This window comes from Mycetohabitans endofungorum (genome assembly GCF_037477895.1).
In the GTDB taxonomy this organism is placed as follows: domain Bacteria; phylum Pseudomonadota; class Gammaproteobacteria; order Burkholderiales; family Burkholderiaceae; genus Mycetohabitans.
The window spans coordinates 2,246,910-2,269,237 of record NZ_CP132744.1; the positions used below are offsets into that span (position 1 = coordinate 2,246,910).

Here is a 22,328-nt window from a genome sequence, read left to right on the forward strand (position 1 = left end):
GCATGACTGCAACGCTCACTTCACAGGCAAGGCGGGCATGTCCCGCCCTTAAAATGTTAATCGCGCCAGCCATTTTCGGCCACGAGTGCAATTGAGATTGTGCGCATCATCGACGCACGGCAGGACTACCCAAAGGGGAAACGAAAATGAGGACGCTGTGCGCGCTCATCCTCGTGAGCGCGGTTTTAATTAGTCTGTCCTGAACAATTCGCTTTGCTCTGCGGCGAATTCATGCTGCTGACACCATGTGAGCCTCGCGATTGAGCAGAGCAAGCCAGATCAGGGCGCAAAAAAGCCGCAGCTTGCGCAGGATCATGCGCAGGTTGTGGCCGGCGCCGCACAGCAGCACATGAATCGCATCGCCCAGCGTACCCTTGAGCCAATTTCGATCGAGCTTGCCGTCTGACTTCATGTGTCCGATGGCCGGCTCGATTGCACTGCGACGCCGAATCATTGCTCGCAGGCCGCGCGTGATGCCGCGTCGCAAGCCGGGATGATAGAGCTTCACGCCATCGACCGCGACGCCCTTGTAGCCGCGGTCCACGACAGCCATCTGCGGCTGAACGTCGCTTAGGATCGCCGCCTGTTCCAACGCTTCGGCCAGCGTGTGTCCATCGTAGGGATTGCCGGGCATCGAACGAGCTCCGATTACCAGACCCTCCTTGTGCGTCGTCGTGATCGACACCTTCACGCCGAATTCGTACGGCTTGCGTGGTTTGCCTTTCGCCAAGCACTCGATTTCCGGCGCATGCAGCGCATACAGCTTGTTTTTGTCCTTGTGCTTTTGCGTGAGAATTCGCTTCGTGCGGCCAATCAGCGCTTCCAACGCCGCGCGACTTTGCTCAGCGACGCCGTCCAGCTGCCTCTGGACATCACGCATCACGCGTCCTACTCGAGAACGCAAAGTGCGCAGCGCTTTGTTCATCCGCTTGTACTGCTTCGCATGCGCATAGCGGCCTACCTGGCTTGCCAGACGCGGCGCCTCGCGATTGTAATTTTGCCGCAGCTTCAGCCTGTGCCGGGCGGCCGCTTTTACCAGATGTTCCCGGCAACGCTCGAGCAGACGCGAGTCGGTAGGATGCGCAATCGCCTTTTCCATCACCGTCGTATCGACGATCAAGCGCTTCAGGCTCGAAGTCTTGATGACGTTCGCGCGTTTGGCCGCTTCGATCGTCTCGGCCAACAGTTCTTCAACGCCGGCTTCGCCTAGCCGCTTGCGCCAGCGCGTCAGGCTCGACGGATCAATCGGCGGCTTCGTCTGCAAGTACGTCTGGCCGGTGAACACCTGATTGCGGTAGGAATACCCGTTACCCGATACCCCCCGCTTAGATCCGAACGTGCCCAATTCAGGCATTCGGCTCCCACCTCGGGTGATTGACGGCAAATCGGCGATCTGGCCAGTTATGAAGAATCTGCGGTTGAGGTAACCACTCGTCTGCCAGACGCTCAATACGCTGCCACGTCATCGTGTCCTTCTGACTGCGCCGCCGGAGCGTGCGCCGCCAGATATTCATAATGCCGTGCCTGAACGCACGCAACGCCCGGATATTGGTCGGAACGGCATGGTATGCAAAGTAGCCCCGAACGATCTGCGCCAGCCAGCGCCCTTGTGAGGCGATCGGCTCATGCATTCGCAAGCGCATTTGCTCCTTGACCTGCTTAAGCTTGGCGCGCAGCCGGTCCTTACGGCTTTTGCGCTTGAGTTGGAAGCTGCCGTTGCGTGACGTCCCACTGATGTGAGTGAAACCCAGATAAGCAAACGTCTGCGGCTTGCCCATGCCCTTACGCCTTCGCCGCTCGGCGGCATACCGACCAAACTCCAGCACACGAGTCTTCTCCGGATGCAGCGTGAGGTCGAACTCCTCCATGCGTTGCCGCAGCTCCTTCATCAGCCGCAGCGCATCTGCTTCGTGCTGGAAGCCCACCACCGTATCGTCCGCATATCGCGACACCACCACCGTGCCACGGGCTCGCTGACGCCGCCACCGTTCTATCCACAAATCAAAGACATAGTGCAGATAGATATTGGCCAGTAATGGGGAGATCACCGAACCCTGGGGCGTACCGGCCTGTACCGACATCAACCGGCCATTGTCCAGCACCCCAGCATCGAGCCATTTGCCGATCAGGCGAATGACTCTCGGGTCCGCCACCCGGTGCTTCACGAAACGGATCAACCATTGCCTGTTGACGGTGTCGAAAAAGCTTCGAATGTCGGCATCCAGAATCCAGTTTACCGGTCGCCACTGAATCGCTGCAGCCAATGCATCGAGTGCATCATGCTGGTTACGACCCGGACGAAATCCATACGAGAAGCCGAGGAAGTCTTCCTCATAAATGGCGTTTAGAACCTCAACCATTACGCTCTGCACAAGCTTGTCTTCCAGCGCAGCGACACCCAAGGGCCTGAGACCTGCGTCTGCCTTGGGTATATAACGTCGCAGCACTGGCAGGGCACGGTAGCTCCCTGTATGAACCCGCCTGTGCAGGTCCCGGAGATTGCTCCCCAGTCCCACTTCATAGCTTTGCCACGTCACACCATCGACTCCCGGTGTTGCCTTACGTTTGAGCGCATAGAATGCAGCGCTCAGCCGCTCGACTGTGACGTGGTGCAGCAACGTCGTGAAACGCATCTTCTTATGCTGTCTCGCCAACTGCCGTACGCGATCCAGTCCCTGTGACACGCTTGCCCGGTTCTGTGCCCGGCACGTGTGATTCTGGTTCGCGTTCCCCTCGGTCCCCGCCCTTGGCTCCACCCACTCCGCAGCCGGTTTCCCGACCTTGTTCGCAGGTTTCTTCGCTACTACGGCGGAGTCTGACTTCTCACGTCCGTGCATCATCGGCTTCGGCTCCTCGCCTTCCCGACGCGGGCCTGGCCAGTACCGCTACAACGCCAGGTCAGACGTGAGATCTCCCGGTTCCCGTGCAAGGCGCTTGCGTGCATGCCAGGTTCTACGACCACGCCGGATCGGCAGGCACTCGCGATGTCGCGCCCGCTCGTATTGCCTTCCACGTACTGGAGCGCGTCGGCATCCGGGATATCAACCATTTCGTGGCTCCATGGCTGGCCTGCACGTTCCCCTGCCGACGCTTCGCTGACCTCCTCACGGATGCCCGCGCACGGCTCGGGGGCAATGTGGCTCGCTATGCCTTCATCGTAGTGGACTCTCACCACCTACACCTTGCCGGTCTCCCGGCGCACCCAGTACGGATTTTCCAGCCATTGCCAGACCACATCCTCGTCCGACAGGTCGAACGCATGCTGCAAGTACAGCAACCCCGCGATCAAACGCGGCGACGTTGCCGGCCGGCCGCGGTGCGACACGAAGCTCGCGCTCATCGCCGTGCTCAATCGGTCCCAATCAATCAGATCGGCCAGACGAACCAATGGATGCTTTAAGTTGATCTGCTCGCGCAGCGGCTGACGGAATAAATCCCTCTCTGGCACCAGCGTCTTCGGACCCATTCAACCCTCGTCGAAATTTGCAGGAAATTCACACCAATATGCCTGTCTCTTGCAATTCCCACAACACCGTTTCAGCTGCCCAGCCTTGCTGCATCAGCCTGGACGGATTGTTCAGGTCAGACTAGATAGCTTGCGCCATATTGGAACTCAAATTAATGCACTGGATTAGGCCATCCGTCGCGTGGCTCAAGCAAGTCCGGTCTGCCGACGCTTGATGACCGTGCCCGGCGTGGGCTCGCTGACTGCAGTGGCGTTTGCATCGGCCGTTGATAATCCTGAGCGCTTCTCAAGCGTGCGTGACATTGGCCCCTACCTGGGGCTGACGCCGACGAAATATCAATCCGGCAATGTCGATCGTAACGCAGGCATTTCGAAGGCAGGATGTCGGCTTACGCGCCATCTACTGTTCGAAGCGGCGTCCTCTCTCATCTCCCGATACCGGCAAAACTGCGATCTGAGACGATGGGCACTGACGCTTATTCCTCGCATTGGCGCTCGCAAGGCGATGGTCGCCACCGCGCGCAAATTAGCGACCGTACTGCTTTCTATGTGGAAGGGGCAAACAGACTTTAAGGCGATCAGATAGTGGATTCGATTTGACTATTTGCACTGCCAGAGCCGAATACTTCATTCAGGCTGATTACGTCGCCGCAGCGATTCCTTCACTCTCTTTGCGGTCCCACCGCGGCAATCACATCGGAACGCTGTAGCGACTTTCAAACGGCACGTTGTGGCGCACTGCGACCACGTAGACGACAACGAGACGGCCTCTATGAAGCATTGCAACAGAGAGTAAGCTTATTGACAGGAATTAGACGACAAGAGTCAGATCGCTGAACAGGCGCTGGAATACTTCGGCGCACTTTACGCTGTCGAGCGCGACGTTGCACAACTCAAGCCTGATCGCAGGGGGGAAGTGCGTCAGCAGCGCGCTGGGCCCATTGCCGATGCGCTACATGAGTGGATGTTCACTCAGCGCAAACGGGTCAGTGAAGGATCGGCGATCGCCAAAGCGCTCGACTACAGTCTCAAGCGCTGGGAGGCGCTCACGTGTGCGATTCACAGACATCGTTTCACTTTTTAGAGGGCCGTTTTCGTGGCGTGTTGGAACTTGCATCTCCTATCGGCGCCACGAGTTCTAACACGCGCCGGCGATATGTAGCAAGGGTCTTGTCGAGTCGCCATTCGCGGCGTTGGACGCGCTCTTTCAGTTCGTTGTAGGCACCAACTACCTCTTCCGAGAGGGGTGTCAGTTCGCCCAGTTCTGCTATGCGATCGACGGGCGTTTTGCCACCGAGTGATCCGTGCGGGCGGCGCCAGTTATAGTCGAGGTGCCACTGTTCAATTTGCTCCTCGATCGCGCCTTCGGTCAGTTCTCTTTGCTCATGCAATCACAGCTCATTCTGGATCCGCCGCGCGCCTTTGTGCTCGGCACGCAGTCGGAGGATCGTTGCTCGATCGCTCTCAGAAACCTTCTGGTTTGGACTTCGGTGTGGACGGCGGCTTTGGGATTGGAGACCTGCTTCGCCGGCTTGCTGATAGCGGCGTAGCCATTTGCGAAGTGTCGGTCGAGAGATGCCACACCGCGCACACACGAGGCCGGCAACGCCGGCCTCGTAATACATGTGCACCCAACGTAATCGCGCGGCGATCTCTCGGTCCATCGTCTCATTTTAGTTGAAACGATGTCTGTGAATCGCACAGCTCACGCGTTATCTAGTCGATGGACACGTGCCCATCGACAACAACTGGCTGGAAAATCAGATTCGTCCCTGGGCTATCAGTCGCTCGAACGGGTTGTTTGCCGGTTCGTTGCGCGCTGGACAACGCGCCGCGGCAATCATGAGCCTGATTCGATCCGCGCAGCTCAATGATCATGACCCGTACGTCTATCTGAAAAACGTGCTCAATCGATTGCCCACCCATCGAGCCGACGACATCGCCACCCTGCTACCACATCGCTGGGTGCCCACCGCAGCTTGATTGACGGCCATTTACGCCCTGGAATGCCTTCGCCGGATGCTTACGTATTGTCAACCCTTCACGCACCTGTTCAGCGGTCAAACCGTAACGCTTCGCATACATCGCTTCACGATCACTGATTCACTTCCTCTCCTGCGGATGCAACTGCCGGTTGGAGAGAAGCGCTGCGCGAATGGAAACATTCATGTGAATTCATATCTACCAATCTTCTAAAGCATGAGAATATTGAGCAAATACATGAAGTAAGTCAGCATATTTGAACAACGGCCCGTCGGTATCTGCAAAATACCATTGATATTTGTCCTCCACCGGGGGCACTACCTTACCCTGTTCAATCTCCTCAAATAAGCCGCTCATAAATCCCAATACCATTTCCGCATCGTCATCTACTTTGGCATAGCGAGCCAATAGTTCGTGCAATGCACGCGCCTTCTCTTGCAAATTCTTGACCTTATCCACACTTCACCTCAACGCAACGTAAATGGATTAATCTTGAACGGCTCAATCCACTGACCTCGGTTCGGCACAATGACTTGCTGCGCTCCGCCAGGCATCGTTACCATTCCCTGCGAAGTTCCCGCAACTTCCGATACAAACACATTCGGCGCAATGCCCGCTTTGGGCGTAATAGCGTAGTAATCCACGCCCTTACCCATCATGTTAGCCGCTTGGGTTGCCGGTAAACCCAAAATCTGGCCCGCTTGTTCAGGTGTCATCGTTGCGATTGCGCGTGCTTGCTCGGGACTCAACCAGTAACCACTGTACGGTGAGATACTATCGCCCTTTGGCACCACCTTCACCAACATCGCACCAGGTGCTGCCGTCCCCATTTGAGGCAAATTCGCGCCCGATCTCATGTAACGTTGAGCAATTGTCTCAATATCCACCTTGGGCATATTCGGGTTTCCCATCCGAATCTCCTGCATCAATGCTTGCGCTTGGGGTGATTGCATCATCTCTGGCGGCATTTTAACGCCATCGGTCATGAAATCTTTATAACTAGCCGCGCTCAGCTTGTTCAACGCCGCCGCCCGGTCAGTAATGGCGTTCACCACCGCTCCCGCCGTCACTGCACTGCCCAATCCCAATCCCGCTTCAAGCAGACTTGCCGCACCCGGCGACAATCCAAGCCCCGTCAACGCCTGGTTCAAATAGGTCGATTCCGGCTGCCCTGACACCGTCTGCTTCGCGCCCGCTATCAGTACATCTGCACTCGTACCCGCCACAAATGCATTCGCCACGCAGCCAAGGCCTGTCGTACACGTTATCGGCGCACTCGCTACTGCTCCGGCAACACCCATCGCACCCAATGTCGCTTGCGCTGCCCCCGCACCCCGAGACGTGAACTGATACGTGTTGTTCCACTGTTTCGCAGCATCGATATTCGCGTCACTGAATAAGCCCGACGTCGTATAACCGAACAGGCCGTCTTGTTGCGAAAGTATCCGGCGTTCATCGGCCAACGCATCGCTCGCACCGAATTCCGCGATTTGCTTGAAATGCTGATAGGCCGCACTGTCCTCTGGGTATTCCGCATAGCATTTCGCCATCGCACAGGCTGCTGCCGCCAGCCGAGCTTCTTTAACTTCGTCTTTTCCTGCGAGTTCTCTGATACGCTGCTTCTCTTCTAGATGCAACTGCCGATTGAACCGATCGACGTTGTACGCCGCCTGCGCACCCTGCGTTCCCCCAACCACGCCCCCCGCCACGCTCGACATCACATTCGCCACAATGTTGCCCAGCGTCTTGTCCAAGTCCGCGTTGCCGGTCGGCTTCTGGTCCGCAATCTGCCGGCTCACCGCATCAAGCTTATTCGCCAGCAACGCCGATACCAACGACCCCGCGCCACTTTGCGCCGCCCCCAACAGCCCTCCACCAATGCCTCCCACCAGCGAGCCGCCCGCGCTCTGCAGGCCAACACGGTAGCGCCCGCTCTCATCCCATTGCTCCGCTTCAGCCAAATACTGTTGCTTCTGTTGCGGATCGTCGCTCTCGCTAGCCGCCTGGAGCAAAGCGTCTCGCTTGGCATCCGCCACGTCCCCGATCCGCCGCGCAACCGCCTCGCCGGCGTCACGCATCGCGCTCATCAGCTCACCCTGATTCTGCAAGCTCTGCTGGACGTCCGGCGTCTTGTCCACCCGACCGTTCAGATTCGTCGCATCGCGGTTCAGCCCCGCGATAGCCTGCTTTTGTTGATCAGGGTTCGTGATCTCGATCTCAGCAGCGCTGATCGCGCTTTGCGTACGGGCACGACTGCTGCCGCTTTCACTCAGATACAGCGGCGACGCCCCCCCGGCATTCTTGCCCGAGCTCGATCCGGTCGGCTGATACACATTGCCGCCGTCGCCTGTCGTCGCGCCACCACTGATGCCCAAGGTGCTTGCCTGGTAATCCGAGTGGTTCTCAATCGCCGAATAGCTCAGCGTGCCGGTCTTCAAGCGATTCTGCGCTTTCGCCGCCTCGCTTGCAATATACGCCCCCTTCAGATCGGTGTTGCCCTTCACGGCAATGTCAAAACCGCCTTCGCCAGCCTCGATCCCCGCTTGCTCGGTAACGCTCGCGTAATTGCCACGCGCGTTGCCGTTCTGCACGTTGAAACTGGCACTGCCCCCGCCCTGGCTCACGTTCAGCCCGACGCCCGCGCTATGCTGGTGCGCCGCACTTACGCTGGTGTCCTGGACGCTCGCCACATTCAGGTCGCCCTGCACGTCGGCGACCACCCGATTGCCCTTCACGTTCGCGCCCACAACGTTCGTATCGCCACCGCTCTTAATCGTCACGCTCTCGCGTGCGCGAACGTGCGTGTTGTTCTGCATCGCCCCGTCCGAGTTGCCGTCGCCGTTGGCACGCGCGGCCGACGCCGACACGCCAAGCCCCTTCGTGCCAATCGATACGCCGACGCTGCCGCTTGTCGAGCCATTGTCGTGACGCACACGCTCGGTGTCGGTGCTGTTGCGCAGATCGACCCGATCGGTGGCCGCAAGGTGGACGTTTTGCGCATCAATCTGCGAGCCGTGAATGATCACGTTCCCTTGGCCTGGGTCCTTCTCGCCCGTTGCCTGGAATTTTGTGAGCCCGCCTGCCTGCACACGATTGCCGCGCGCCTGCGTACTGTCCTCGCTGAACGCTGAGCGGCTGCCGGACGAGCCGATACTCACCGTCAGCTTCGCTTCGGGCATCTCGCCCTTGGCCAGCGTGCCTAATTCGCCCGGCACTGACTGGTACGCATCGTACAGGCCACTGGCCCCGGCTAGCCCGCGCAGCGCCCGTACCCGATCGTCTTGACTGTGGGCACCCGCGCTGGCCTGCTGTACCACATTATTCACCGCTGCGATGCCCGGCGTTTGAACCCCGAGCGTCACGCCGCTTTGCCGCATCGCCTGTTGTCCGCTATGGTGCTGTTCATCAGTCGCAGTCTGCAGCGTCACCGTCTTCGCCGTGCCCACCACGTCCTTCGCGGCGATGAGGTCGCTGCCTTTCACGTGCAACTCGTTGCCCACCTCGATCGTCACGCCATCCTTGACCGAACCGACCACGCTGCCGTGATGCGTGAGCGACGAGGATTGCGCCTGGTCCGATTGCGCGCGCGAGCCAATCGTCACGGCCAGCCCGTCTCCGGATAGCAGGCCCGATTCCTTCTTGTCGTAGTAGGTCGACGACTGTACCCTGTCCTGCGAGGTCGTCATGTTGACATCGCGGCCCGCCTGCAACTTCACATCATTCGTGCCGACCACATGGCTGCCCGTGATATTGATGTCCCGGCCACTTGCCACCGTCACGCCGTCGGCTGAAATCGTGCTGCTTTGACTGTAGACCGCCGTCCGGTCAATACCGCTCGCGGCCTGGGATCCGCTCACGACATTGCTGTGGCTATGCGTCTCGTGCGAATTCAACACGTGCGTTTCAGTCACCGCGCCCACGTTCACGTCTGCGGCCGCCAGCAGGTTCGCACGGCCCTTGTCCAGACTGATCGCACTGCCGCTGACCGTGATGTCCTGACCCGACACGATATTGACGGTATTGCCGCCCTTGAGTGTCGTACCCGTGAGTGTCTGATTCAACGTATGCAGCGTCTCCGCATAGCTGCCATGACTGTCGCTGCCCGAACTGTTACTGTTCGTGGTCGTTGTCGCGCTCGCCGAGCCGAGTGACACGTCCCCCTTGGCGACAAGGTTGCCGCCTTGCCCGAGGTCGATCTGCGCACCCTTCGCCGTGAGGTCGCCGCCAACGTTGATATTGGACATACCGCCGACCTTGAGCGAGCTGCCGACAATACGGTTGATGTCCGTGTTCGATACACCATTCGCACGCTGTACGATTTTGTGCTCGCCGATCTGCTGCGCGCCGAGCGTCCAGTGACCACCGATATCGGTATTGAGATCGCCGCCAACCACAAGATTGCCCGCATGCTGCTGGACATCCCCACCAGTCACGATGCTCGCGTCACCCGCCACCTCCAATTTCGCGGTCGGTCCCAGCCTCGTCGTGACACGCGTCGCGCCGTCACGGCTCACCTGGTGCGTCGTCTTCGTCGCGGTATCAAGAACCAGATCTTTCCCCGCATCCAGTTGCAGGCTGCCGGCCTTCACGTTGGCCGACGTCAGGTCGATCTTGCCCTCGGTCGTGAGCGACATCAAGTCGCCGCTTTGCAGCACGCCAAACGCGTTGTCGATTTGCTTGCCCTGAATGGCGAGCGTATGCTCTGCCTTGACGGTGCCGCTGTTCGTGAACGACTGCACATTTTGCAGATCGATATTTGTCGCGGTAATCAGCGGGCCGTCCATGTTTTGCTGGCTAGCCTTCGCCAGATACACGACCGGCACTAAAACCGACTGACCGTCGACCACGCGCGTCTCCATCATCACCACGTTGCCCGTCAGCTTCGACACCTGTTCGGCTGACAAGCTCACGCCAATCGGCAAATCAAGCGACTTGGACAACTCGGCACCGGCGGCCATCAGGGATTGGTACATTGACTGCACATTCGTGTGCGGACCGAGCACCGCCTTGCCCGTGAGCGCCGTAACCTGATTGCGCACCAGTTGCTGTTCGTAGAACCCATCGCCGAGACGTTTCGCGAGGGGCGTCAGATCGACGCCGATCTGCTTGAAGAAGTAATCGCTCGAAATGAAATGCTTGTGGTTCGTGAACGCGGGGTTCGTCTCGATCACATAGCTTGGGTTTGGTGCGGGATTCGGTCTGAACAACCCGCCTTGCGGAATCGTCAAGTTGTTCAGCACGTTTAGCGCCGTGGCACTCGCGATGATTGGATCGACGATCGTCGATACGCTGCCCCGTACTGGCATCCCCGGCAATTCCGTCCCGCTCACATTGCCGTTGAGCGAGCTGATCTCCGGCCCTGACACCGACTGGCCGGGGGGCAGGCCGAGCGACGGAATCGATGGGTTGCTCGTCGGGTTGTTGATGCTCACGCCCGTGCCGGAAATCGTGCCGTTGGCCCCCCAGGTCGCGTCGTAACCCGGCAGCCTGTAATCTTTGATGTCGGCAGGTGCCGCTTGCGTATAGCCTCCCGGACGGCCAGTGACGAACGGCGCATCGCCAAACGGCAACTGCCAGTTGTGTTCACTGTTGTCGTAGTTGTTGTAATGATACTGCCCCGAGTACCTCACTCTGACCATCGGCGCCTGCTGGCCGGTGGCGGCCCAACCATCCATGTCCAGGTGAGTGGGTTGCTGGATATCGCCGGCTGCCGCCACATTGCTCCAATAGTTTTGCAGCAGGCCGACTGCCGACGCGTCGAGGGCTCCACCCGAAATGATTTGTCCGGCTGGGCTGATGTCCGTCACAGTGTTTGCGACCGCCTTGCCCTCGTAGGTCGTGTACTGATATCCGCTGTTCCACTGACCGCCTTGCGGCGGCTCGATGAATGCGCCGCCAATCATGTGCGTCATGTCCGGCCTGGGCATGGGGGGCCAAGGGACATTGTGACCGTAGCAGGCCTCCATATAAATCGCAGTGCAGCCTTGCATGCTGATGTTGTGTCGCGCTAGCAAGGCCGGGTCAACGTTTTCGGTGAAGCCCGAGGTCCTCATCACGCGGCGCGTGTTCAAGACCCTGTCGGCATGCAACTGCATTGGGCCACCGGACTCGATCCGCGCGGACTGGTTGTTGATCAGTGCAGCTCTCGTGTAGTGACCATTGGCATCCTTGCCCCCGGCCAACACGATCTTGCCCATGCCGACGATTCCCGTTTGTGCCATCGTGTCAATGGCCGTCGTGTCGTCGCGGTTCTCGATGTCGCGCGCGAGAATTTCCAGCAGGCCTTGGCTATCCGAGGCGCCCATCAGCGCCGTCGGCCCCAGATTGGACACCGTACCGTGCGCCTGAATCGTCGCACTGCCTCCAACCAGCGTTCCGGTATTGGTCAGATTGCCCGAATGCGTACGGAGCCAATTAACCGCCGAGATCGAACCAGAGTTGACGATATTGCCTGCATTGACGCTCAGATTAGGGACCCATTGCAGGTTCGCGTGGTTCGTGAACGTGCCCGGCAACGTGAAGGTCAAGCCGTGACCGACCTTGAACTGCGTGTCGGAAGCTATCGTGTAATCGCCTTGCAGATGCAACGTTGCATCGTTGGCCGCGCCGTATGTGCCGCCGCCTTGCAGCGTGGCCGCCGCTACCGTCAGGTTGCGCGTCGAGCTAATCAAGCCATCCGTGTTCGTCACTGCGCCAGTCATTGTCACGTCCACGTCGCCGTTAGAGTTGGCGAGATTGCCGATTTTGCCGCCACGATTGTCCAGCGTGGCCCCTTGAACGTGGAGCGTCGCGCCGCTCAGTTGGCCACCTTGCGCGTTGACAATCGACGCCGCACTTACCGTCACATCGCCGTTGCCCGTAATCTTGCCCATGCTGGCAACACCGCCCGCATGACTGTTGACGATTTGGTTTGTACCTTGCACAGTCATGTTGCCCGTGCCGAGATCGTTGATCGAACCGTCAGTATTGTCGATCGACGCGGATTGAATCTCGAGCGTACTCGTATCGCCGGACGTCGGTTGGCCCGCCTGAATATGGCCGGCCTGGTTCACGAGCGCGCCTTCATTCGTCAATGACAGGGACATGTCCGAGCGCAGCAATCCTTGCGTATTATTGACATCGCCCTTGATCGTAGCAATGATGCCGCGCTGGGCCGACACGACCCCTTGTACGTTGCTTAGGTCGCCGGCTTCAATAAGCACCTGGCCCGTGCTTTCGATCCGGCCCGATGTGTTGTTCAGCCGGCCTGCGCTGTGACTTGGCGCCACCGTCAGCGTCCCTGTGCCGACATGCGTAATCGTGCCCCCTGAATTGATCAGCTCAGCGGGAGCGAGCGTTAGCTCATGGCTGTTGGTCTTGAGCGTGCCGTCGTTCGAGTTGTCGATCTTGCCACTTACCTCAACGGTCATCGGCAACGCTTGCCATTGCGTGATTTTGCCGCCGCGGTTCGTAAGGTCCGCCGCCTTCAATGCAAGCTGGTTAGCTTCGATCGTCCCTTCGTCGTTATCCAGCGTTGAATCGACCGTCAGGCTTAAATGGGGTGCGCCGATCGAACCACTGTGATTCGACAGCGTGGTGCTATGAAGGATCGCCGCCCCCGCGCTTGTCTTCAATGTGCCGTTGTCGTTCGTCAACGTGCCGCCGAGCGTCGCGGTGAGTCCGGTTTGGCCGACCAGGGACCCCGACGTATTGTTGAAGGTGTTCGTTTGGACGACGATCTGGCCGTTGCTGTCGATCTTACCACTGACGTTCGAAATCGAGCCTGTGCCATTGCCGAGCGTAAGCGTGCCGTTGCCTGCGTGATAAAGCGTACCGCCGTCATTAATCAACGCCGCGGGGGCAAGTTTCAGATCCGTGCTGTTGGTCTTGAGCGTGCCGTCGTTCGAGTTGTCGAGCGTTCCGCTAACGTTGACGGCGATCGGATCGCTTCCGGTCTGCGTTATGGAGCCGCCGCGATTGAGCAAGTCGGTCCCGTTCAACGACAACCGATCTGCCTGTACGGTCCCGAAACGATTGTCCAGCGTCGTTCCGTTCAATGTGGCCGCCTGTCCTACGATCGTGCCGCCGGCATTATAAAGACGCGAACCCGCATCGACCGTGACGTTCTGAGCGGCCTTCAGCAGTCCGTTGCCATTGTCAACAAACTGCTGTCCGATCACGCGCAGATTCGCCGTGGTCGACATCGTGCCGTGATTGGCGACAATTCCTCCTTGCACCGTCACGTCGCCGTTGCCACTAATCACACCGCCTTGCGCGCCGTTCGCCGCCGTGCCCGCTGTGTTCGTCAACTGGCCGCTCGTCGTGACGGATAGGCTGTCGCGGTTGAGCGACGTCACCCGACCGCCAGAATTGTCCAGCGATGCGCCGTCGATAGTCATGTGGCTGGCGCTCTCGATGATGCCTTGCTGGTTCAAGATTGCACCGCCGTGCACCTCGACCGTACTTTGCGACAGCAGCTCGCCGCTCTGATTGGCAACTTGTCCGCCTGTCTTTACTAATAGCGGACCTTGCGCCGAGACTTTGCCGCTTTGGTTCGACACGCTGCCGCCCATCAGCGTCATGTCCGCGTCACTCGACAGCTTGCCGTGATCGTTAATTAATGCGCCCGATGCGGTCGCCTTGATCCCGCCTTGCGCGCTCGCTGTCGCGGCCGATAGATTTAAGTCGCCCGCGTTGGCGTTCAACGTCAGGCCGCCATTTGCGATGGTAAGGCTACCGGCAAGATTCACGTTGCTGCCCGTCAGGGACACGTTGTTGCCGGCCAGGGACACGTCGCTACCCGTCAGAGGCACGTCACTGCCCGTTAGGGGCACGTTGCTGCCTGCGCCGTGCTTGCCGGTCACGCTCAACAGCCCCGTCGCCGTCACTTGCAGGTCGCCGGATTGGCCCATTGAGCCGTCGCCATTCACGCCCGCGCCGAGCGTACCAGTCGAATGGACGCTGCCGGCGTTCACCGTGACATCCTTCTGGGCCGTCAGCATTCCGCTGTGGACGAGGTCAGCGCCCGTATTCACAGACAGGTACTGTCGGCTATCGATCGTACCGCGATTGTCGATCCCGCCAGCGGCCGACAGCCCGATATTGCCGCTCGCCTGCGTCTTGCCCGTCAACACCAGGCGGCCTTCGCTCGTCAACGTCAAATCACCGGCCTGCGCGCTAATCGTACCCGCGCTGTGCACTCCCACACCGTGTTCGGTGCCGACCATCACGATCCGATCGGCGTACATACCGCCAAGTTGGCCAACGTCAATCGATACGCTTGGCGCCGGCCCGTCGCCTTGAATGGTCGTGGCCGCTAGCGTAGCGTAAGGCACTTGGTTCGCACCGCTCACCACGTTCAAGTTTTTGGCGCGAATTTCGGTGTTCACCTGCACCGCGCGTGCGATCAGGTCCACTTGATCGATGTTCAACGCATTAAACTTTGCACCATGCACAGTCACCAGCCCACGCGACACATTGAAGCCGGCTAGCGAGCCGTCTGCGCCATAGTACGGTTGTCCGGTCGTCAGCGTCGCCCGGCTCGTGTTGATAAAGCCCCCGCCGTTCACGATAATGCCCGACGGATTAGCGACCACCACCTCAGCGCGCGGACCGGCCACCTCCACAGGGCCACGCAGCTGGCTTGCTTCTAGACTATGAACCTCGTTGACGATGAGGCGCGCCGACTGATTCGGGCCGAAGTGCGGATTGCCGTTGATATAGCCTGCTCGATCCGTTTTAACAATCGCCGAAGCATTGTTTAGGATCGCGCCGGGCGCTTGGACGTCGAACTGATGGTAGTGATTGACCGACACGCCTGCCCCGGACGGCCGGGCAATATCGACCTGCGGCAAACCATTTTGCGTTTGGATGACTCGCGTCTCGCCCCCAGGAGCCGGCACGATTTGCGCAAGTCCACACGCTGGCCACGCGCTTAGCCAGAGCGCCACGAAGCGGGCGCGGCCCACACGCCACACCGGCTCAACACCCACTAGAATCCAACGCGTTGCCATAGAGATTCGCCTCGTTGGGCAATTGAACTACCTTAGTATAAAGATTCGCCATTGGCCAACCGCCTGTGCCGTGCCCCGGACACCGCCCCCATTCAATCGGAAAAAATACTGCGCGGGACGGACCCGCCCACCCCAGTGGGCCGCCCCGCCATGCCAATATCAGGTCCCCGCTGGCCGCGCCAGCCCTATTTGCCAAGGAGCGCCTGCTTTGCCAACCTCGACAGCACGGCTACCCCCTCGCTACGCTGGCCCGCTTGTGGGATGTGCGGCCCTGCTGCTCGGCGGCATAGGCACCAGCCCCGGGGCGCTGGCGCAAAACCCGCCTGAACCGACGCGGCAAACCACCTATCCGGAACAGCGGCTTGAGCAACAGCGCCAGGCACAAGAGCGCGAACAGGCCATCAACACGCCTGCTGTACGCTCCAGCGCGCCGCCCGCCGCGGCCTACCCGGTGTTGCCCATCGAGCAGCCGTGCTTTCGCCTTGACCGCCTCGCGCTTAAGGTGCCCGAGCTTCTACCGGCATCCGTGCGCGCGCAAGGCGCCTCGGCGCTGCCCCAGGACCGCTTCGCATTTGCACGTCAATGGCTGGCACACTACGCGGGTCAATGCGTCGGCAAGCAGGGTTTGGACCGGCTTGTCAGTGGGCTAACACAGGAGATTTTAAGCCGCGGCTATATCACAACACGGGTTATGCTGGCCGAGCAGGATCTGTCGCACGGCGAGTTGACCGTCACGCTAGTGCCAGGCGTGATTCATACCGTGCGTTTCTCGGAGCCGACGATACGCGGCACATGGAAGTCCGCGTTTCCAGCTAGAGCCGGCGACGCGCTGAATCTGCGCGATCTTGAACAAGGCCTGGAGCAGCTCAAGCGCGTGCCGAGTCAGGACGTCGACATGCGGATTGAACCCGCCCAGACGCCAGGCCAAAGTGACGTGGTGATCCAGCTAAGGCGCGCCAAGCCGTGGACGATCGTCGCAGCAGTGGACAACTCGGGGGCACGGGCGACCGGCAAGCTGCAAGGCCACGTGAGCGTCGGCGTCGATAACCCACTGGGCTTGAACGACATACTGAACGTGGGCGCCAACCATGATCTCAGTTTCAGCGACAAGCGGCTCGGCTCGCACGGCTGGAACGCTGCCTATTCGATCCCGTATGGATACTGGACCGCATCGCTGTCCGCCAGTACCAACACCTACTACCAACAGATTGTCGGCGTGAACCACACCTTTGTCGCAAGCGGCAACAGCCAGTTCGTCGACGCGCGCGTGCATCGCACACTGGCGCGCAGCCAGGCCGGTGTGTTCGGTGTGCAGCTGCGCGGCATTAAGCGCTTTGGCGCGAGCTTTATCGAAGACACCGAAATCAAACCACAACGACGTAATAATACGTTTATCGAGTTGGGTTTGACCCATCGGCATTATGTCGGCGGTGCACAGTTTGACGGCCTGCTCGCGTACCGGCATGGCCTGGGTTGGCTCGGCGCAACGCCGGCGTTGCCACGCGGCTATCCGACGTATCGACTGCGCATGGCATCGCTCGATGCGAATCTGTCCGTGCCGTTCACGCTCGCGAGCCAGCCGTTGCGCTACGTCAGTGCCGCACACGGGCAGTTCACCAACGACCGGCTGTTTTATCTGGATAGCTTGACCATCGGCAGCCGCTACACGGTGCGTGGTTTCGATGGCGAGACAATGCTCGCCGGCGAGCGCGGCTTTTACTGGCGCAATGAACTGCAAGCGCCCATCGCGCACACCGGGCAGCACGCTTATGCGGCGCTCGATTATGGCCAAGTCTTCGGTCCACTGACACGAGGCCAAGACGGCACGCGGCTCGTTGGCACGGCCCTTGGGCTGCGTGGCACGGTGCCTACGCGCTTGGCCACTTACACGTACGAGTTGTTCGCTGGCACGCCCCTGTATCGTCCAACGGCGTTATCGACGGCCCGCGTCACAGTCGGCTTTCAACTGAGCGTGCAGCTGTGAGCAGGCACACGTCATTGCTCTCTATCCATTTTCCCGCCTTTTCGAGGAAGTCCTATGCGCATCCGAACGAGTCGTGTCGTGTTGTTTTTAGCTTTAGCGCTGTCCTTAACCTCTCATACCGCATTTGCAGCGGATCTAGCTGCACATACTGTTGTTAGGCTGTTTATAGACGCATGCATACCCAACATGGGAAAACCAGAGGATGTGCGAAAGTGGGCAGAAAAGATGAATTTGCGTGAAATCACCGATCCTATCCCGTTGTATGTTTTCGTCGGAGAGGGAAAGAAAGGAAAGGCCTGGGCCGTGCCAACTCGCTACGGAAATTTCGCGCTCGCTATACGCGGACAGACGCAAGCATGCGCTGTCTATGCGCAAGCAGCTAAGGCGGACGAAGTTGAGTCCATGTTCAGAAAAATAGTCGAAGGCAGCAAACGACCCGGGATGAATTTTGACGTGTTAGAAGATAAAACCTTGGAGGAGCCAACTGGAAACACACGTGTACTTGTGTATGAATTGTCTGCAATCGGCGCTTCGACCGGCTTTGTATTTATCATGCTGACTACCGAACATCCGGATGGCGCATTTCAAGCCTCTCTCCGGGTGGCCGCAGCCAACGTCGCTTCTTCATCAAATTAACGGGCACACGTTGGTTGAATCGTTGGAACAAGCGGCGATCCTGAGCGATGTGCAACCGCAGATCGCTGTTGTCGATCACGGCTACAAGGGCGTAGTGATCGACGGCGTAAAGGTTCATCATCCGGGCTTGCGACGCGGTATCACGCGAGATTTACGCGCAATGATCCGACATCGCAGCGCGATCGAGCCGTCCATCGTACACATAAAGTCAGACGGCAAGCTCGATCGCAACTGGTTCAAGGGTACGCTGGGCGATGCGATTCATGCGGTGCTGTGCGGCGCCGGCTACAACCTGCGGATGATCCTGCGCAAGCTGTGGCTTTTTTTGCGCCCTGATGCTCGTCGCTTTGCTCAGCTTCAAAACCACCGCACCGTCAGCGGCCTGAGTTCATCGGAGGCCAAAACGAATTGTTTAGGGCGGACTACGTAATGAGTGTGACGGTCTCAAGCATGATCGGTATGCGAGCCGATTGATGTTGCCAGTGTGCACCGAACCAGCGCTGCCTTAACAAAATTGCGACTCATTGTCACTAACGAGTCCAGTAAATGCGACAGATCAGCCAGCCGCTGCTAACCTCCTCTCCTCGACTTGCGATGCAACCCTTATCTGCCCACTACAGGGCAGCCTTCGCTTTTTCCGCACTCCCATCGCCGTCTAACATCGGCGGTGAAACAACGAACTGCCCGACTTTCGTGTCGCACGAGACGCATAACGTATAAACGCGTTGAAACCCCCAGTATATTCGTATATACTTGTTTATACAATGATAGAAGGAGTGACATCATGGCAAAAACCGCGACGCTCACGATCCAACAGTGGGGGAACAGCCTAGCTGTGCGCATTCCCGCTGCGGTTGCACGCTCAGCGCATTTCCAAGTTGGCCAGAAGGTGGAGGTGACGACGGATGAAGTTGGTGTAACAGTGAAGCCGGTGGGTCCGCGTAAGCTTACGCTCGCGGAAAAACTGGCGCGGTTTGATCCAATAAAGCACGGCGGTGAAGCGATGGCAACAAGCCGCGTTGGTGCGGAGGTGTTTTAATGACAGGTGCTTTGTGGGTGCCTGACCGACGTGACATTATCTGGATTGACTGCAATCCGCAGGTCGGTCGTGAAATGAAGAATTTGCATCCGATGCTGGTCTTGTCACCGAAACCGTTCAACGAGCGAACCGGCATTGTCATCGGGCTTCCGATGACAACTGCCGACTTCAATGACACCAATCCGTTTGCTATCAAGTTTCAGGGGCCGAAAAACGTCACGAGCTACGTGCTTGGACACCAGCCCAAGTCATTTGACTGGCGAACACGGGGAGCAAAGGCACATCCGTGGAAGCGCGTGCCGGATGATGTGTTCGCAGCCGCATGCGAACAATTAAACCAAATTATTGCGATTGGCGATTAAGAAAACGGAAAAAGACAGTCATGGATTATGCTAGGCGTGCGAGCACTGGTCGGGCTTAAAAGTTGACTGTTTAGCAGCGCACACAGAAACGCAGCCGGCGCACGGCATTTGAACCACGCGCTCGCATACACGAGCAGCGCAAAGCTTACCGCCCACCAAGCCAATCAGTCCCACACACTCACCCGCGCGGATGATGTATCGCATGCAGCGCCTTGAGGCGCTCACGTGCAACATGAGTGTAAATCTGGGTCGTCGAAATATCGCTGTGGCCAAGCAGCATCTGCACCACGCGCAGGTCCGCGCCATGATTGAGCAGATGCGTCGCAAACGCATGCCGCAACGTATGCGGCGACAGCGGCACGTGAATGTCAGCGCGCAACGCATATCGCTTGATGAGGTTCCAAAATTGCTGACGCGTCATCGCGCCGCCGCGCGCTGTCACGAACAGCGCGTCGGCGCCGCGCCCCCCAAGGAGCACCGCGCGCGCCTCGCGCAGGTAGCGCTCCAGCCAGCCTCGCGCCTCGTCGCCAAACGGCACCAAGCGCTCTTTTGCACCCTTGCCCATCACGCGCACCACACCCTCGTTCAACCCCACCTCGACCGTCTTGAGCATAACTAACTCTGAGACACGCAACCCGCTCGCGTACATCAACTCAAGCATCGCACGGTCGCGCAATCCAAGTGGCGTGTCCAGATCCGGCGCACCTAGCAACGCCTCGACCTGCGCTTCATTGAGGGTGGACGGAAAACGGGGCGGCTGCCGAGCCGAACGGATGCGCAGCGTCGGATCAGCGGCGACGCGATGCTCACGTAACGCCCATGCGAAGTAGCGCCGAAACACCGACAAGCGCCGGTTCGCGGAACTGGCCTTGCCATCGCTGCGCACCGCCAGGTAGCCATTCAGGTCCGACTCGCGCGTCGCATCGAGTGTGCGCTCGTGCGTCGCCGCGAGCCAGTCGCAATACAGCGATAAGTCGCGCCGATACGCATCCAGCGTATTGCGGGACAATCCATGCTCGAGCCATAGCGCGTCGCAGAATGCGTCGATCGCCTGCGCGCTCGTGTTGCGATACGCGCTCAACTGTTCGACTTGCACGTCGCTCATGCGTACAACTCACCCTGCTGAGGCACCCGGATGCCTTCATGGCGCAGCAGCCAACACTTGACGTCACGAAAAAACCCCTTGCCCGCATGATGCGCAAAGCCACCGAGGTCGTTTGCTGCCACGACGCGATGACATGGAACGACCAGTGGCGCGAGGTTGGACCCGCATGCCTGTCCGACGGCACGCGGCACCGCGCCGATCGACGCCGCCAGTTGCCCATAGGTCCAAACGGTGCCGGGTGCAATGCGACAGATACCGTCCCATACCCGGCGCTGGAACGTGGTGCCGGCGAGCGACAGCGGCAAGTCGAACACCGTGTCGGCCCGTTCGAAATAGGCGACGATCTGCGCTGCCGCCCGCCGGGCCAGCGCATTGTCCGGTATGCACAGCGGAGTCGTGCCGGGCAGGTAAACAATTTCATGAACGAACCGGTCGTCGCTGCGGATACCGACCCGTCCGAATGGTGCATCGATCACGGCATTGAACATGCCAATTCTCCTGGGGACGCGCGCGGCGGTACGCGGCACGGACGGTCGATTTTACGTCCGAATCGTGTCTACGGCATCACGACGCGGCATCCGCGACGGCCAGCAGATGGGCAATGGCTACCCGTAGCCCAGCGCCCAGCGCACATGCTCGCGCACCAGCGCAGACGGGTCGTCTTCACGCTTGCGCAACGCTGCCAGCACAGCATCACGCCCTGCCGCGCCGCCACCGGCGCGCAGCGCATTGCCGAGTCCGACCGCGAGATTGCGCAGCCAGCGTTCGTAGCCGATCCGGCGGATCGCGCTGCCCGCCAGGCGCGTGTCGAAATCCTGCTCGCTCCAGCCGAACAATTCGATCAGTTGCGCGCCATCCAGCCCATTGCGTACATCGAAGTCCGCGCACCCGCTCGGCTGCGCAAACTTGTTCCATGGACACACAAGCTGGCAATCATCGCATCCATACACGCGGTTGCCAATCGCCTCGCGCAGCTCGACCGGAATGCTGCCGCGCAACTCGATCGTCAGGTACGAGATGCACTTGCGCGCATCGAGCCTATACGGCGCCACGATGGCACCCGTCGGGCACGCGTCGATACAGCGCGTGCAAGCGCCGCAATGCGCGCCCGCGTGTTGCGGCGCGCGCGACGGCTGGCTTTGCGCATCGGTGGGCAACGGCACGTCAACGAAGATCTCGCCGAGAAAAAATAACGAACCGGCGTCGCGATCGAGCAGCAACGTGTGCTTGCCGCGCCATCCGAGTCCGGCCTTTTGCGCAAGTTCGACCTCCAACACCGGCGCCGAGTCGGTGAACACCCGGTAGCCAAGCGGGCCGATGGCGGTTTCGATCCGCTCGGCTAATCGCTGCAGGCGCTGGCGCATCACTTTATGGTAATCGCGACCGCGCGCATAAATCGAGACCACCGCAGCGCTCGGATCGGCCAGCCGCGCATGCTCGCGCGCGCGCCATGACGCCGGCGTCCCGGCGGGCAGATACAGCATCCGTGCGCTGATGACCCGTTGCGTCCCGGGCACAAGTTCGGCCGGCCGCGCACGCTTCATGCCGTGTTTGGCCATATAATCCATCTCGCCGTGATAACCTGCGTCGATCCATGCGGCGAGCGCCGCTTCAGCATGGGACAAATCGGTATCACAAATACCGATTGCGCTGAAGCCCAGTTCGCGCGCCCATTCGCGCACACGCCGCGCCAGCGACACAAGTTCGGCGTCGGTGAGCGTCGTGCGGCGAATTTCAGTATCCGGCGATTGTTTCATCATT

Annotated in this window: 11 protein-coding genes and 6 pseudogenes; 8 read left to right on the forward strand and 9 right to left on the reverse strand. The window is 59.6% G+C overall.

Going from position 1 to position 22,328, the window contains the following annotated elements:
* Window positions 1-229: 229 nt before the first annotated feature.
* From RA167_RS09845 to RA167_RS09855, 3 genes and pseudogenes are all read right to left on the reverse strand, one after another.
* Window positions 230-1,288, reverse strand: a pseudogene (locus tag RA167_RS09845) (IS5 family transposase); the annotation flags it as partial.
* A 58-nt stretch (window positions 1,289-1,346) separates the two neighbouring features.
* The gene (gene ltrA, locus RA167_RS09850) at window positions 1,347-2,837 is read right to left on the reverse strand and encodes a group II intron reverse transcriptase/maturase (protein ID WP_076787392.1); all 1,491 of its coding nucleotides are present in this window, start codon (window positions 2,835-2,837) and stop codon (window positions 1,347-1,349) included.
* 365 nt (window positions 2,838-3,202) lie between these two features.
* Window positions 3,203-3,466 (reverse strand): annotated as a pseudogene (locus RA167_RS09855) (transposase); the annotation flags it as partial.
* 214 nt (window positions 3,467-3,680) lie between these two features.
* Here RA167_RS09855 and RA167_RS09860 point away from each other — a divergent pair.
* Both RA167_RS09860 and RA167_RS09865 read left to right on the forward strand, forming a co-directional pair.
* Entirely contained in the window at window positions 3,681-4,052 is a 372-nt protein-coding gene (locus tag RA167_RS09860; RefSeq protein ID WP_076785408.1) for a transposase, read from the forward strand.
* Between the two features lie 237 nt (window positions 4,053-4,289).
* Window positions 4,290-4,550, forward strand: a pseudogene (locus tag RA167_RS09865) (IS66 family transposase); the annotation flags it as partial.
* On the opposite strand, the pseudogene RA167_RS09870 reads toward RA167_RS09865, so the two are convergent.
* A pseudogene (locus tag RA167_RS09870) lies at window positions 4,540-5,130 on the reverse strand (helix-turn-helix domain-containing protein). The pseudogenes RA167_RS09865 and RA167_RS09870 sit on opposite strands and share 11 nt — an antisense overlap.
* Window positions 5,131-5,170: 40 nt before the next feature.
* Here RA167_RS09870 and RA167_RS09875 point away from each other — a divergent pair.
* Window positions 5,171-5,449: pseudogene (locus RA167_RS09875) on the forward strand (transposase domain-containing protein); the annotation flags it as partial.
* Between the two features lie 198 nt (window positions 5,450-5,647).
* Here the strand turns inward: RA167_RS09875 and RA167_RS09880 are convergent.
* Together RA167_RS09880 and RA167_RS09885 are read right to left on the reverse strand one after the other, a co-directional pair.
* Window positions 5,648-5,908 (reverse strand): hypothetical protein, encoded by a 261-nt coding sequence (locus RA167_RS09880; RefSeq protein WP_076785409.1) that lies wholly within the window; start codon window positions 5,906-5,908, stop codon window positions 5,648-5,650.
* Between the two features lie 8 nt (window positions 5,909-5,916).
* A complete protein-coding gene (locus RA167_RS09885; protein ID WP_076785410.1) occupies window positions 5,917-15,441 on the reverse strand; it encodes a hemagglutinin repeat-containing protein in 9,525 nt (3,174 codons plus the stop codon).
* A gap of 307 nt (window positions 15,442-15,748) precedes the next feature.
* Here RA167_RS09885 and RA167_RS09890 point away from each other — a divergent pair, with 307 nt between their 5' ends.
* From RA167_RS09890 to RA167_RS09910, 5 genes and pseudogenes are all read left to right on the forward strand, one after another.
* Window positions 15,749-17,425, forward strand: a complete 1,677-nt coding sequence (locus RA167_RS09890; protein ID WP_237574223.1) for a ShlB/FhaC/HecB family hemolysin secretion/activation protein — start codon at window positions 15,749-15,751, stop codon at window positions 17,423-17,425.
* Window positions 17,426-17,479: 54 nt separating this feature from the next.
* Window positions 17,480-18,061: an NMCC_0638 family (lipo)protein gene (locus tag RA167_RS09895; protein ID WP_139336996.1), complete on the forward strand. Its 582-nt coding sequence runs from the start codon at window positions 17,480-17,482 to the stop codon at window positions 18,059-18,061.
* A pseudogene (locus tag RA167_RS09900) lies at window positions 18,060-18,447 on the forward strand (IS5/IS1182 family transposase); the annotation flags it as partial. The gene RA167_RS09895 and the pseudogene RA167_RS09900, both read left to right, overlap by 2 nt.
* 398 nt (window positions 18,448-18,845) lie before the next feature.
* Complete coding sequence (locus RA167_RS09905; RefSeq protein ID WP_076785413.1) at window positions 18,846-19,100, forward strand: AbrB/MazE/SpoVT family DNA-binding domain-containing protein; 255 nt, start codon at window positions 18,846-18,848, stop codon at window positions 19,098-19,100.
* Window positions 19,100-19,462, forward strand: coding sequence for a type II toxin-antitoxin system PemK/MazF family toxin (locus RA167_RS09910; protein WP_076785414.1), 363 nt, complete (start codon window positions 19,100-19,102; stop codon window positions 19,460-19,462). Before RA167_RS09905 ends, RA167_RS09910 begins: the two co-directional genes overlap by 1 nt.
* A 178-nt stretch (window positions 19,463-19,640) precedes the next feature.
* Here RA167_RS09910 and xerD read toward each other — a convergent pair whose 3' ends face one another.
* From xerD to queG, 3 genes are all read right to left on the reverse strand, one after another.
* Window positions 19,641-20,567 carry a site-specific tyrosine recombinase XerD gene (gene xerD / locus RA167_RS09915; protein ID WP_076785415.1) on the reverse strand — a complete coding sequence of 309 codons (927 nt, stop codon included), beginning with the start codon at window positions 20,565-20,567 and terminating at the stop codon, window positions 19,641-19,643.
* The gene (locus RA167_RS09920; protein WP_076785416.1) at window positions 20,564-21,055 is read right to left on the reverse strand and encodes a methylated-DNA--[protein]-cysteine S-methyltransferase; all 492 of its coding nucleotides are present in this window, start codon (window positions 21,053-21,055) and stop codon (window positions 20,564-20,566) included. The genes xerD and RA167_RS09920 overlap by 4 nt, the downstream gene beginning before the upstream one ends.
* Window positions 21,056-21,172: 117 nt before the next feature.
* Window positions 21,173-22,327, reverse strand: coding sequence for a tRNA epoxyqueuosine(34) reductase QueG (gene queG, locus RA167_RS09925; RefSeq protein WP_076785417.1), 1,155 nt, complete (start codon window positions 22,325-22,327; stop codon window positions 21,173-21,175).
* Window position 22,328 lies beyond the last annotated feature (1 nt).